11 protein-coding genes are annotated in these 13937 nt (G+C 68.8%); 8 read left to right on the top strand and 3 right to left on the bottom strand.

Features of this window, described 5'->3' with window-relative positions; translation table 11 throughout:
- The 6 genes from ACF8O7_RS05790 to ACF8O7_RS05765 form a co-directional block, all read left to right on the top strand.
- Positions 1 to 567, top strand: a 567-nt coding sequence (locus ACF8O7_RS05790; protein WP_392442706.1) for an electron transfer flavoprotein subunit alpha/FixB family protein, incomplete at its 5' end; no start/stop codon positions are given.
- Between the two features lie 125 nt (positions 568 to 692).
- On the top strand, positions 693 to 1679 hold the full coding sequence (locus ACF8O7_RS05785) for a tripartite tricarboxylate transporter substrate binding protein (RefSeq protein ID WP_016450812.1): 987 nt from the start codon (positions 693 to 695) through the stop codon (positions 1677 to 1679).
- An 86-nt stretch (positions 1680 to 1765) separates the two neighbouring features.
- Positions 1766 to 3310: a class I adenylate-forming enzyme family protein gene (locus ACF8O7_RS05780; RefSeq protein ID WP_392442703.1), complete on the top strand. Its 1545-nt coding sequence runs from the start codon at positions 1766 to 1768 to the stop codon at positions 3308 to 3310.
- 59 nt (positions 3311 to 3369) lie between these two features.
- Positions 3370 to 4140 carry a class II aldolase/adducin family protein gene (locus ACF8O7_RS05775; protein WP_012203336.1) on the top strand — a complete coding sequence of 257 codons (771 nt, stop codon included), beginning with the start codon at positions 3370 to 3372 and terminating at the stop codon, positions 4138 to 4140.
- Positions 4141 to 4148: 8 nt separating this feature from the next.
- Positions 4149 to 5078: a glyoxylate/hydroxypyruvate reductase A gene (locus tag ACF8O7_RS05770; protein ID WP_043791031.1), complete on the top strand. Its 930-nt coding sequence runs from the start codon at positions 4149 to 4151 to the stop codon at positions 5076 to 5078.
- Between the two features lie 155 nt (positions 5079 to 5233).
- On the top strand, positions 5234 to 6229 hold the full coding sequence (locus ACF8O7_RS05765) for a tripartite tricarboxylate transporter substrate binding protein (RefSeq protein ID WP_203399971.1): 996 nt from the start codon (positions 5234 to 5236) through the stop codon (positions 6227 to 6229).
- Positions 6230 to 6279: 50 nt separating this feature from the next.
- Here ACF8O7_RS05765 and ACF8O7_RS05760 read toward each other — a convergent pair whose 3' ends face one another.
- Positions 6280 to 7299 (bottom strand): GlxA family transcriptional regulator, encoded by a 1020-nt coding sequence (locus tag ACF8O7_RS05760; protein WP_016454774.1) that lies wholly within the window; start codon positions 7297 to 7299, stop codon positions 6280 to 6282.
- Between the two features lie 96 nt (positions 7300 to 7395).
- Here ACF8O7_RS05760 and ACF8O7_RS05755 point away from each other — a divergent pair, with 96 nt between their 5' ends.
- Positions 7396 to 8772 (top strand): amidohydrolase, encoded by a 1377-nt coding sequence (locus ACF8O7_RS05755; protein ID WP_017406211.1) that lies wholly within the window; start codon positions 7396 to 7398, stop codon positions 8770 to 8772.
- Positions 8773 to 8860: 88 nt separating this feature from the next.
- Here ACF8O7_RS05755 and ACF8O7_RS05750 read toward each other — a convergent pair whose 3' ends face one another.
- A complete protein-coding gene (locus tag ACF8O7_RS05750; protein WP_016454772.1) occupies positions 8861 to 9430 on the bottom strand; it encodes a VUT family protein in 570 nt (189 codons plus the stop codon).
- Entirely contained in the window at positions 9427 to 11211 is a 1785-nt protein-coding gene (locus ACF8O7_RS05745) for an NAD(P)/FAD-dependent oxidoreductase (RefSeq protein WP_016454771.1), read from the bottom strand. The genes ACF8O7_RS05750 and ACF8O7_RS05745 overlap by 4 nt, the downstream gene beginning before the upstream one ends.
- A 325-nt stretch (positions 11212 to 11536) precedes the next feature.
- Here ACF8O7_RS05745 and ggt point away from each other — a divergent pair, with 325 nt between their 5' ends.
- On the top strand, positions 11537 to 13528 hold the full coding sequence (gene ggt, locus ACF8O7_RS05740) for a gamma-glutamyltransferase (protein ID WP_392442699.1): 1992 nt from the start codon (positions 11537 to 11539) through the stop codon (positions 13526 to 13528).
- The last annotated feature ends 409 nt before the right edge of the window (positions 13529 to 13937 follow it).

Here is a 13937-nt window from a genome sequence, read left to right as displayed (position 1 = left end):
TTCGAGCGCCCCATCTACGCAGGCAACGCCATTGCCACGGTGCAAAGCAGCGACAAGATCAAGGTCATCACCGTGCGCGGCACGGGCTTTGACGCAGCGGGCACCACGGGCGGCAGCGCCCAGGTGGAGCAGCTGGCGGCCGCTGGCGACAGCGGCAAGAGCAGCTTCGTGGGCCGTGAAGTGACCAAGAGCGACCGCCCCGAGCTGACGGCCGCCAAGATCATCGTCTCCGGTGGCCGTGCGCTGGGCAGCAGCGAGAAGTTCAACGAAGTCATGACCCCGTTGGCCGACAAGCTGGGCGCGGCCATCGGCGCTTCGCGCGCAGCGGTGGACGCAGGCTATGCGCCCAATGACCTGCAGGTCGGCCAGACCGGCAAGATCGTGGCGCCCCAGCTGTACATTGCGGCCGGTATTTCCGGCGCCATCCAGCACTTGGCCGGCATGAAGGACTCCAAGGTGATCGTGGCGATCAACAAGGACCCCGAGGCACCGATCTTCTCGGTGGCCGACTACGGCCTGGAAGCCGACCTGTTCCAGGCCGTGCCCGAGCTGGTGCAGTCGCTGTAAGAACGCAAGGCACCGCACCGGGAGGCGGTGCCGACGGGCCCGGGTGAAGTATCCGGGCCCTGGCCAGAGCGGCACACAAGGCATGTGCCCCGGCCCCACCTGGTTCAGAGATGCAGGAGACAGATATGCAGATTTCCATTGGCCGCCGCAGCCTTGCGCTTGCGGCTGTTGTCTTTGTGGCCACCACGGGCGCCAGCGCGCCGGCATGGGCCCAGGCCAGCGACTTTCCCACGCGCCCGATCACGCTGATCGTGCCCTTCCCCGCAGGCGGCTCCACCGACCGCCACATGCGCACCCTGGCCGACATCGCGGGCAAGCAGCTGGGTCAGGCCATCATCGTGGAGAACAAGCCCGGCGCGGGCGGCACGCTGGGCCCGGGCAACATGTCCCGCACGGCCAAGCCCGATGGCTACACCATCACCCAGTTCCCCATGTCCATGCTGCGCATGGCGCACATGCAGAAGACGGCCTGGAACCCGGTCACGGACTTCACCTACATCATCGGGGTCTCGGGCTACACCTTCGGCTTCACGGTGCGCTCGGACTCGCCCTACAAGAGCTTCAACGAATACATTGCCGCCGCGCGCAAGAGCCCCGGCAAGATCGAGTACGGCTCCACCGGCATAGGCTCCTCGCCCCACCTGCTGATGGAGGAGCTGGCCGAGAACGCCAAGGTCACGCTCAACCACGTGCCCTTCAAGGGCAACGCCGACCTGCAGCAGGCCCTGCTGGGCGGCCACGTGGCCGCGCAAAGCGATGCCTCGGGCTGGGACACCTATGTGGATGGCGGCCAGATGCGCCTGCTCATGACCTTCGGCGAAAAGCGCACCCAGCGCTGGCCCGACGTGCCCACGGCCAAGGAGCTGGGCTATGGCGTGGTCTCCACCTCGCCCTACGGACTGGCCGGCCCCAAGGGCATGGACCCGGCCGTGGTGCGCAAGCTGCACGACGCCTTCAAGAAAGCCATGGATGACCCGCGCCACATCGAGGTGCTCAAGCAGCTGAACCAGGACGCCTGGTACCGCTCCGGCGCCGACTATGCGCAGTGGGTGCGCGAGGCGTATGCCAAGGACAAGGTCCTGATCGACCGCCTGGGCCTGGCCGCCAAGTAGGCCTGTCCTCCAATGCGCCCGCAGGGCCAGGGGGCTGGCGGGCGCAGTCCGCTTGAGATTCGTGAATTCCTGGAACGGAGCCCCTCATGACTGTTACCCTGCCTTCGCCCGATGCGCCCTTCACCACGCTGGCCGAGCTGATCCGCAGCCACGCGCGCCAGCAGCCGGCCCATGCCGCGCTGCGCGACGACCAGCAGACGCTGAGCTACGCGCAGCTTGACGCCCTCATGGACCGCGTGGCTGCCGCGCTGCAGCGCGACGGCGTGCAGCCTGGCCAGGCGATTGCCATCTGCGCGTTGAACTCGGTGCGCTATGCCGCGCTGTTCCTGGGCGCCTTGCGCGCGGGCGTGGTGGTTGCGCCGCTGGCGCCGTCCTCCACGGCCGACAGCCTGGCCTCCATGCTGCGCGATGCCCAGGCGCGCCACCTGTTCCTCGACAAGGCGGCCCAGGGCCTGGTGCCTGCCGACGGCGCCCTGCAATGCATCTCGCTGGACGGCGCCGCGCCCGGCCGTGCCTTTGACGACTGGCTGGCGCCCGAAGGCGCGCAGCCCGCGCCCGTGAGCGTGGAGCCGGCCGCGCCGTTCAACATCATCTATTCCTCGGGCACCACGGGCACCCCCAAGGGCATCGTGCAGTCGCACGGCATGCGCTGGGCCCACATCAACCGGGGCAGCGTCTACGGCTATGGCCCCGATGGCACGACGCTGCTGGCCACGCCGCTGTACTCCAACACCACGCTGGTGGTGTTCTTCCCCACGCTGGGCAGCGGCGGCTGCGTGGTACTGATGCCCAAGTTCGACGCGGCCCGCTACCTGCAACTGGCCCAGCAGCACCGCGTCACCCACACCATGCTGGTGCCCGTGCAGTACCAGCGCATCATGGCGCTGCCGCAGTTCGGCGAGCATGACCTGTCCAGCTTCCGCGCCAAGTTCTGCACCAGCGCGCCGTTCCGGGCCGAGCTCAAGGCCGACGTGGTGGCGCGCTGGCCCGGCAGCCTGACCGAGTTCTACGGCATGACCGAAGGCGGCGGCACCTGCATCCTCGAAGCCCATCTGCACCCGGACAAGCTGCACACCGTGGGCAGGCCCGCCGAGGGCCATGACATCCGCCTCATCGACGAGGACGGCCGCGAGGTCGCCCCGGGCGAGGATGGCGAGGTCGTGGGCCACTCTGCCAGCATGATGACCGGCTACCACGGCCAGCCCGCCAAGACGCGCGAAGCCGAATGGTTCGACCCCACGGGCAAGCGCTTCATCCGCACGGGCGACGTGGGCCGCTTCGATGCCGATGGATTCCTCACCCTGTTCGACCGCCGCAAGGACATGATCATCAGCGGCGGCTTCAACATCTACCCCAGCGACCTGGAAACCCAGCTGCGCGCCCACCCGGCCGTGGACGACGTGGCCGTGGTCGGCGTGCCTTCCGAGCAATGGGGCGAGACGCCCGTGGCCTACGTGGTGTCGCGCGCGGGGCAGCCGGCCCTGCCCGAGGACATCATGGGCTGGTACAACCAGCGGGCCGGCAAGACCCAGCGCCTGGCGGACCTGCGCTTCATTGCCGAGCTGCCGCGCAGCGCCATCGGCAAGGTGCTCAAGCGCGAGCTGCGCGACCAGTACGCGACGGGGCGCTGAACCGGCGGATGCTTTCTCCAAACGATGTCCACCACGATGTCCACCAAGAGGTACACCCCATGAGCAACGACACCACGATGTCCGAGGTCCGCCGCCAGGTGACGGCCGAGGAATGGCAGACCCGCATCGAGCTGGCCGCCGCCTACCGGCTGGTCGCCCACTTTGGCTGGGACGACCTGATCTTCACCCACATCTCGGCGCGCGTGCCGGGCCAGCCCGACCAATTCCTGATCAACCCCTACGGCATGCTGTTCGACGAGATCACCGCGTCCAGCCTGGTCAAGGTGGACCACGAGGGCCGGCCGCTGATGGAGACCGAGTACGACGTCAACCCGGCCGGCTTCGTCATCCACAGCGCCATCCACGACGGCCGCCCCGAGGTGCAGTGCGTGCTGCACACGCACACGCGCTATGGCGTGGCCGTCTCGGCGCAGAAGGAGGGGCTGCTGCCCATCTCGCAGCAGTCCATCTTCCCGCTGGCGCGCCTGGCCTACCACGACTACGAAGGCGTGGCCCTGCGCGACGACGAGAAGCCGCGCCTGGTCGATGACCTGGGCGCCAGCAACTTCCTCATCCTGCGCAACCATGGCCTGCTGACCTGCGGCCGCAACGTGGCCGAGGCCGTGCTGGCCATGTACACGCTGGAGTCGGCCTGCCGCATCCAGATCCTGGCGCAGTCGGGCGGCGGCGAGCTCACGCGCATCCCGCAGGACATCATTGCCGACGCGGTCAACCAGTCGCGCCAGGTCACCAAGGGCAAGGGCGCAGGCCTGGCCTGGCCCGGCCTGCTGCGCCGTCTGGACCGCATAGACCCTTCTTACAAGGACTGAAGGAAACCATGGGAATTCTGGTCAATATCCACCCGAGCATGGGCGCGCCCATCGTCGACTCGCTGCGCGCGCTGGCGCCCGGCGTGCAGGTCTGGGGCCACCGCGAAGAGGCGCCGGCCGATGCGGTCGAGGCCATGCTCGCCTGGAGCCTCAAGCCGGGCGTGCTGCCGGCCTATCCGGGCCTGAAGCTGCTGTGCGCGCCCAGCGCGGGCGTGGACAAGCTGCTGGCCGTGCCCGACCTGCCGGCCGGCCTGCCCGTGGCGCGCACCGTCGATCCGCAGCAGCATGTGGAGATCGCCCAGTACGTGGTCGGCACCGCGCTGCGCCACACGCGCGAGCTGGACCTGTTCGCGCGCCAGCAGCAGGCCGGCGACTGGCTGCGCCGCCCCGTGCGCGCCAGCGCAGACTGCCGCGTGGGCATCCTGGGCCTGGGCGAGGTCGGCCGCTTCGTGGCCGGCGCCATGCAGGCCATCGGCTACCCCGTCGCAGGCTGGAGCCGCAGCGCCAAGAGCATTGCAGGCCTGGCCACGCACAGCGGTGCCGAAGGTCTGAAGCAGCTGCTGTCCACCAGCGACATCCTGGTCTGCGCCTTGCCGCTCACGCCCGAGACGCGCGACCTGCTGGACCGCCGCACCCTGTCCCTGCTGCCGCGCGGTGCCTACTTCATCAACGTGGGGCGCGGCGAGCAGGTGGTGGAAGACGACCTGCTGGCCCTGCTCGACGAAGGCCACCTGGCCGGCGCCGCGCTGGACGTGCTGCGCGACGAACCGCCCCAGCCCGGCAACAAGGTCTGGGGCCATCCCAAGGCCTTTGTCACGCCGCACATCGCGGCCCAGGCCTCGGCCGACACCGTGGCCCGCCAGTGCCTGGAGAACCTGCGCCGCCTGCGCGCGGGCGAGCCGCTGCTCAACCTTGTGGATGTGGCGCGGGGGTATTGAGCCTTGTTTTCCATCCGACGCTGCGCTGTTGCGTGGCGTTTTTTCATCGCCGGGCCGCCCCAAGATGAAAAGCGGCCCCCTTGGGGGGCAGCGGACCTTGCGCAGCAAGGGTAGCGTGGGGGCCATTTTTCAACTTAGAAGAATCCAGAGACACCATGCCTTCGACTTCCCGCCGCGGCTTTTTGCAATCGACCGCTGCCGCCGCTGCAGCAGCCACCACCGTGCTGGCCCCCTTGGCCTGGGCCCAGAGCCCCTGGCCCTCCAAGCCCATCCGCATCATCGTTCCGTACACGGCAGGCGGCTTCACCGACCAGATGGCGCGCCTGCTGCAGGTCGGCCTGCAAAAGGCCCTGGGCCAGCCCGTCATCGTGGAGAACAAGCCCGGCGCCAACAGCATCATCGGCGTGGACCAGATCGCCAAGGCCGCGCCGGACGGGCACACCTTCGGCGTGGTCATCGCGGCCTATGCGGCCAACACCACGCTCTATCCCAAGCTGCCCTACAACCCGAAGAAGGACCTGGTCGGCGTCTCGCTCATGGGCGTCTCGCCCCTGGTCGCTGCCGTGGCCATGAACGCGCCCTTCAAGACCACGCCCGAGCTGATCGCCTATGCCAAGGCCAATCCCGGCAAGGTGGGCTTCGGCTCCTCGGGCAGCGGCTCCAGCGCCCACCTGACCACCGAGCTGATGAAGCTGCTCACCAGGACGGACATGGTCCACGTGCCCTACAAGGGCGCCGCGCCTGCGCTGGCCGACCTCATGGGCGGCCAGATCCCTCTGTTCCTGGACCCGCCGCCCAACCTCATCCAGCCCGCCAAGGCCGGCCGCATCCGCCTCATCGGCGTGGCCAGCGACAAGCGCCTGGCCGCGCTGCCCGACGTGCCCACCTTCGTGGAGCAGGGCTACGACGGCCTGCTGGGCAGCACCTGGGCGGCCATGATCGCGCCGGCCGGCGTGCCGCGCGAGATCGTGCAGCGCATGTCCGCCGAGGTGTCGCGCATCATCCGCAGTGCCGAGGTGTCGCAGCGGCTGGAGCAGGTGATGGGGACGTTTGCGGAGGGGTCCACGCCTGAGGAGTGCGATCGGTTCATTGCTGCCGAGACGGAGAAGTGGGGGAGGGTGATTCGGGAGGCGAAGGTGACGGTGGACTGAGTCTTTCTTGTTCTCGGGTCTGTTTTTTGACCCGGCAGGGGCAAAAACAATCAGGCAGCCCCCACCCTCCACCGCCTCCTCGGCGCCCTCAACGCATGCCTTTCCCGATAGGCCGCAGGCGCCATCCCCACATACCGCAAGAACACCCGCCGAAACGCAGAGGCATCCCCATACCCGCAGGCCAGCGCCACGGACGGCACGCTCTCCAGCGTGATCTCCAGCAGCACCCGGGCCCGTGCGCAGCGCAGGCGGTGCAGGTGGTCCAGCGGGCTGTGGCCCAGCTCCTGCTGGAAGTGGCGCAGCAGGGTGCGCGGGCTGGTGGATGCCGCGTGCGCGAGGGCCTGCAGGTCATAGGGCTGCTCCACGCGCGCTTCCAGCCAGGCGATGGCATGGGCCAGCACGCTGTTGCGCGTGGCGGGAATGCGGCGGTCCTGCAGGGCGGCGCGGGTGGCGCGTTCGCGCTGGGCATCGGGCTGCAGCACGGCGGCCAGCGCTGCGGCCAGGTCGTCGCCGAAGGCATGGCGTGTGAGTGCAACGGCCATGGGTGCCAGGGCCTCGGGGTGGGAGGCGCTGAGCCAGGGCCTGTCGTCCACGAAGGGCTGGCCCTCGGCCAGTTCGATGCCCGGGAAGTCCAGGCCGAAGCCGCCCATGAAATACCAGGGCAGGGCCACAAGCCGGCCCTGGCAGCGGCCGCCCGCTGCCGCAAACCAGGCGGCGCTGCCCAGCGTGCAGACGGCCAGGCCCTGGTCGAAGGCCGTGGTGATGCGGCGCACGAGGGCCGGATGCGCGGCGACGATGTCGCGTATGGAGGGAATGTCAGGGCAGTGCAGCGCGCTCACGAAGACGGCCTGCGCGGGCCCTTCGGCTGCCGCGCCTTCGTCCGCGTGCGGCATGGTGGGCAGGGGCCGGCCCTGGCCGTCGACCCAGCGCCAGCCAAAGCGCGGTGCGCGCCGGCCCAGGCGCAGGCTGGCGACCAGGTTGGCGCTGCGCAGCATCTCCACCAGGTGCGCGGCGTGGCCGATGGCGCTGTGCTCCAGGCAGGGCAGCTCGATGACAAAGGTCCGGGGCATGGCGGTTCTGGCTCCTCGAATGGCGATTTTGACGTGTCCGTCATACGTGCTTCACTTTTAGCATGGCTGCTTGTGCCACTTTCCAGGACCACGAAGATGCTCCACACCAGCGCCGAGACAAAGCCTTCCTCCTTCCCGCGCACAGGCCTGCGCTCCATCGCCCTGGCAGGGCTGCTGGCCTGCGGCCTGCCACTGGCGGCCAGCGCCCAGGGGCTCGATGCACAGGGCCTGGCGGCCCTGGATGCCGCCATCCAGCCGCTGGCGCCCAAGATGGTGGAATGGCGCCGCGACATCCACCAGCACCCCGAACTGTCGGGGCAGGAAGAACGCACGGCCAAGGTGGTGGCCGATCACCTGCGCCGCCTGGGCATGGAGGTGCAGACCGGCGTGGGCGGCACGGGCGTGGTGGGCGTGCTGCGCGGCGGCCAGCCGGGCAAGACCGTGGCGCTGCGTGCCGACATGGATGCGCTGCCCGTGGCCGAGAAGACCGGCCTGCCCTTTGCCTCCAAGGCCAAGGCCCAGTACATGGGCAAGGAAGTTTCGGTCATGCATGCCTGCGGGCACGATGCCCACGTGGCCATGCTCATGGGCGCGGCCGAGGCGCTGGCCGGCATGCGCGCCAAGCTGCCCGGCACGGTGAAGTTCATCTTCCAGCCCGCCGAGGAAGGCGCTCCCGTGGAGGCCGATGCCCACGGCCATGTGCCCAGCTTCGGCGCCAAGGCCATGGTGGAGGCCGGCGTGCTCAAGGACGTGCAGGCCATCTACGGCCTGCACATCACGTCCAACCTGCCGTCGGGCATGGTGGGCTACCGCAGCGGGCCGCTGATGGCGGGTTCGGACAGCCTCAGCATCCAGGTCGAGGGCCGGGGCGGCCATGGCTCGTCGCCGTGGAATGCGGTCGATCCCATCGTCGCGGCCAGCCAGGTGGTGCTGGGCCTGCAGACCGTGGTCAGCCGCCAGCTCAACATCAGCCTGGAGCCGGCCGTGCTGACGATCGGCTCCATCCAGGGCGGCACGCGCTACAACATCATCCCGGACAACGTGGAGATGCAGGGCACGCTGCGCACCTTCGACGAGGACATGCGCCAGGAGGCACACAAGCGCATCACTGCCACGGCCGAGCAGATCGCGGCCTCCAGCGGCGCCAAGGCCAAGGTGCGTTTCGGTCCCGTGGCCTATCCGGTGACCACCAACCCCGCCGCACTGACCGAGGCCTCGCTGCCCGCGCTCAAGCTGGCCATGGGCGGCAAGGCCATGGTGATTCCCAAGGTCAGCGGCTCCGAGGATTTCTCGGAATTCCAGAAGGTGGTTCCGGGCTTCTTCTACTTCCTGGGCGCACCGCCGGCCGGCCAGGATTTCGCGAAGGCGCCGTCCAACCACTCGCCGCTGTTCGATATCGACGAGAAGCAACTGCCCACGGGTGCGCGCTCACTGGCCGCGCTGGCCGTGGACTATCTGCAGCGCAACCCATAGTTATTCGACTCGCCCTGAGCGGCGGAAGCCGCTTCCCGTTGCACGGTGCCCCTGGCTTGAGATCGAGTCCGTGCGAACCGCGTCGGCTTTATTTGGCGCTGGCGATTGCCGATGGGCCTTTCCACCACCGGGCGATGGCAAGGCGGAACGGCAGCAGCAGCGCCACGCCCAGCACCAGCTTCACGCCCAGGTCGCCCAGGGCCCAGGTCACCCAGGGCTCGGCGGCGCCTGCGAAGGCGATGCTCCAGAACAGGAAGGTGTCCAGGCAGGCGGCCAGCAGCGTGGCCACCAGAGGGGCACGCCACCAGCGGCCCGCACGCAGGCGGTGGAACACGCCGATGTCCAGCCACTGCGAGGCAATGAAGGCCGCGCCCGAGGCCAGCGCGATGCGCGGCGGCGCCAGCACCAGCGAGGCAGCCACGGCCACGGCAAAGCCCACCCAGGCCACGCGCCGGGCCTGCTGCGGGCCGAAGCTGCGGTTGACCAGCTCGCTCACCAGGAAGGCGAACGGATAGGTGATGGCGCCCCAGGTCAGCCAGTCGTTGATGGCGTACTGCACCAGGATGTTGGACGACAGCACCACCACGCCCATGGCCGCAATGGCGGCCAGCAGCTGGGTGCGCGAGGGGGCGGCGAAACGGGGCGGACGCGGTGTCATGCTGCGCCACCGGAGCCGCGTGCACCCGACGAGGGCAGGGGCAGCCCGAGGATGGCGCAGGCCACGGCCTCGCCCACCTTCACGCCATCCACGCCGGCCGACAGGATGCCGCCCGCGTAGCTGGCGCCTTCGCCGGCCGGGTACAGGCCGCGCGTGTTCAGGCTGTGGAAGTCCGCGCCGCGCTCGATCTTCACGGGCGAGGAGGTGCGCGTTTCCACGCCGGTGAGCACGGCATCGTGCATGTCGTAGCCGCGGATCTTCTTGCCGAAGGCGGGCAGCGCCTCGCGCATGGCCTCGATGGCATAGGCCGGCAGCACGTGGTGCAGGTTGGTCAGCGTGATGCCGGGCTTGTAGGAGGGCTCGACCTCGCCCAGCGCGGCCGATTCCTTGCCCGCGATGAAGTCGCCCACCAGCTGGCCCGGCGCGTTGTAGTTGCGCCCGCCCAGCAGGTAGGCCTTGGTCTCCAGCTGGCGCTGCAGCACGATGCCCGACAGCGGATGCAGCTCGCCGTCCTTGAGGTTTTCCACGCCATGGGTCTTGCCGTCGAAGGCCCAGGCAAAGCTCTTGGCATCGCGCGGGTAGTCGGAGGGGTCGATGGCGCAGACCATGCCGGCGTTGGCATTGCGCTCGGCGCGCGAGTACTGGCTCATGCCGTTGGTGACCACGCGCTCGGGCTCGCTGGTGGCCGCCACCACGGTGCCGCCCGGGCACATGCAAAAGCTGTAGACCGCGCGCCCGTTGCTGGCGTGGTGCACCAGCTTGTAGTCGGCCGCACCCAGCAGCGGGTGGCCGGCATGCCTGCCCCAGCGCGCGCGGTCGATCACGCTTTGCGGATGCTCGATGCGAAAGCCCACCGAGAACGGCTTGGCCTCCATGTGCACGCCGCGCTCGTAGAACATGGCGAAGGTGTCGCGCGAGCTGTGGCCCAAAGCCATCACGGCATGGTCGGTCTCCAGCCACTGGCGCTCGCCGCTGTCCTGGTCCAGCACTTCCAGGGCGGTGAGACGGCGGTCCTTGCCCTCGCCTTCGATGCGCATGTCACACACGCGCTGGCCGAAGCGGATCTCGCCGCCCAGGCGGATGATCTCCTCGCGGATGCCCTCGACCACCTTCACCAGCTTGAAGGTGCCGATGTGCGGGTGCGCGGCATAGAGGATCTCGGGCGGCGCGCCGTGGGTGACGAATTCCTGCATCACCTTGCGGCCCAGGTGGCGCGGGTCCTTGATCTGGCTGTAGAGCTTGCCGTCGGAGAAGGTGCCTGCGCCGCCTTCGCCGAACTGCACATTGGACTCGGGCACCAGCTCGCGCTTGCGCCACAGGCCCCAGGTGTCCTGGGTGCGCTCGCGCACCGAGCGGCCGCGCTCGATCACGATGGGCCTGAAGCCCATCTGCGCCAGCACCAGGGCCGCAAAAATGCCGCAGGGCCCGAAGCCCACCACCACAGGCCGGCGCTGCAGGTCGGCAGGCGCCTGGCCCACGGCATGCCAGCGCATGTCGGGCGTGGGGTTCACATGGGCATGGCTGGAGAACTGCTCCAGCAGCGCGGCTTCCTGGCTTTCGTCGGCCAGCGTCAGGTCGACGATGTAGACGGCCAGCAGCTCGGACTTGCGCGCATCGAAGCTGCGCTTGTGCACATGCACGGAGGCAATGGCCTCCTCGGCAATGCCCAGCTGGCGCGCGGCCAGGGCGCGCAGCGGCTCCAGGGGCAGGTATTCGGTGTGGCTGTCGGGGTGGTATTGCACTGCCGACAGGGGCAGTTTCAGTTCAGAGACGCGGATCATGGCTTGTACCTATCAAGCAGAGGGCCGGCGATGGTAAGCCAAAGTGGGCGACCGCACAGGCTGCGGGCCGCACAGCCTTGGGGTGTGCTCGGGTTCGGATTTTCCGCCAGATATTTCCGGTGCTGGTGCCGTCCCGATCCGGGCACGGACCTTGCATGCAGGGCCGGCCATCCGCGAACGGGGCCCTTCAGTCCCGCTCTGATGGGGTGGCTGCATCTGCGCGAAGTGGTGGTGGAACGGATGTAAGCTCGCGGCAAGCCTGCGGGCGGGTGCTGCCCCAGGTGAACAAGATCAACGCATTCCACGCACCACAAGGAGACATTTCATGAAGCAACCCCCTTCCAGGCAACGCCTGCCCGCATGGCAGTGGATCGGCCTTGCGGCCGCCACGCCGCTGTTCCTCGCATCGTGCGGCGGTGGTGGTGGCAATGGCGGATCGGGCCAGGACGACCTGGCCGCCTGCGCCATCACCTCGGGCGATGGCAGCGTGGTCGTGGGCTCGGGCCTGCCCGGTGATCCGGCCGCACCCGAACCCTCGTCGGGCTACCGCCTCGGCAAGAAGGCCCTGCACACCTCCAAGTACATGGTGGTCACGGCCAACCCGCTGGCGTCCAAGGCCGGTTGCGAGGTGCTCAAGTCCGGCGGCTCGGCCGTGGATGCGGCCGTGGCCGTGCAGATGGTGCTGGGCCTGGTGGAGCCGCAGTCCAGCGGCATCGGCGGTGGCGCCTTCATGCTCTACCGCGATGCGGCCACGGGCAAGGTCGTGGCCTATGACGGCCGCGAGACCGCGCCGGCTGCCGCCACGGAAAACTACCTGCGCTACGTGGACGATGCCACCGACCAGACCGCGCCAAAGCCTTCGGCGCGCTCCAGCGGCCGCTCCATCGGCACGCCGGGCGTGGTGCGCATGCTGGAACTCGCGCACAAGGACTACGGCAAGACCGCGTGGCCCCAGCTGTTCAATTCGGGCATCGACCTGGCCAGCAAGGGCTTTCCCATCAGCGGCCGCATGGCCGCCGCGCTGGAGGGCTCCAAGACGGAGCTGGCGCGCGATGCCGATGCCGCCAAGCTGTACTTCGATGCCCAGGGCAAGCCGCTGGCGCTGGGCGCCAAGTTCGTCAACCAGCCCTATGCCGACACGCTGCGCAGCATCGCCACGGGCGGTGCCGATGCCTTCTACCGTGGCGACCTGGCCCAGGCCATCGTCAGCAAGGTGGGCGTGACGCAGACCGTCTCGGACGGTGCGCCCATCACCCCCGGCAAGACCACGCTGCAGGACCTGGCCAGCTACGAGGCCAAGCGCCGCGAGGCCGTCTGCACCACCTACCGCGCGCGCTACATGGTCTGCAGCATGCCGCCGCCGTCGTCCGGCGGCATCGCCGTGGCACAGGCCATGGGCATTCTGGAGAACTTCGACCTCAAGGCCTATGCGCCCACGGCCATCGATGGCGAGGGCGGCAAGCCCTCGGTGATGGGCGTGCACCTGGTCAGCGAAGCCCTGCGCCTGGCCTATGCCGACCGTGACAAGTACGTGGCCGACACCGACTTCGTGTCCCTGCCCGGCGGCTCGCCGGCCCTGATGCTGGACAAGAGCTACCTGCGCCAGCGCGCCGCCCTCATCTCCACGACCAAGAGCATGGGCACGGCCCAGGCAGGCAACTTTGGCACGCCTTCGCAGGGCGTGGTCGACGTCAAGGAGGCCGGCACCACGCACATGAGCATCGTCGATGCCAAGGGCAACGCACTGAGCATGACGACCACGGTGGAGTCCAGCATGGGGTCCTTTCACGTCACGCGCGGCTTCGTGCTCAACAACCAGCTGACCGACTTCGCGGCCATCCCCAGCACCGCCGACGGCCCGGTCGCCAACCGCGTGCAGCCGGGCAAGCGCCCGCGCAGCTCCATGGCGCCCACGCTGGTGTTCGACCTGAAGACCGACGGCACCGCCGGCGACTTCAAGATGGCCACCGGCTCGCCGGGCGGCAGTACCATCATCCAGTACGTGACCAAGACCCTGGTCGGCGCGCTGGACTGGGGTCTGGATGCCCAGCAGGCCACGTCGCTGGTGGACTTCGGCGCGGCCAACAGCCCGACCACCAACGTGGGCGGCGAGCACCCCAACATCAACACGGCCAATGGCGGCAACGACGATCCGCTGGTCAGCGGCCTGCGTGCCCTGGGCCATGTGGTGTCCATCAGTGCGCAGTCCAGCGGTATTGGCACCATCTTGCGGGTGCAGCGCAATGGGCAGGCGCAGCTGGAAGGTGGGGCTGATCCACGCCGTGAAGGGCTTGTTCTGGGCGATACCGTTCGCTGATTTCGGTCTGATGATTGACTGAGGAAGGCGCTGCTGGCAGGGATGCTGGTGGCGCCTTTTTTGCTGGTGGGTCTTTTTTTGACCCTGCCGGGTGGTTGTTTTTCGAGGCCGGGGTTCGGCCCGGCGGCCGACCCGCTTTCTTGTCGCGCGACAAGAAAGCGGGGCAAAGAAGCGCGCCCCGAACTGCCCACGACCCTTCGCTTCGCTGCGGGCGACCTGCGTTGGGCGGGATGCGGGGTGTGCCGCAGAACTCACTCCTTGCGCCTGCGGCGCAATCCGTTCAAACAACTGCGGCAAGCTAGACAACGAAGCAGCCCTGTCCTTCGGCAGGGCTGCCACCCCGCATCCCGCCCAACGCAGGCGTGGGCAGAAGGGGGGAGGCTGGGGAACAGCCAACAGCCAACAGCCA

It is taken from the genome of Delftia sp. WSY_16 (assembly GCF_043104415.1).
In the GTDB taxonomy this organism is placed as follows: Bacteria; Pseudomonadota; Gammaproteobacteria; order Burkholderiales; family Burkholderiaceae_C; genus Comamonas; species Comamonas tsuruhatensis.
The sequence above is the reverse complement of the archived record's forward strand: the minus strand, read 5'-3'. Positions and strand labels throughout refer to the sequence as shown.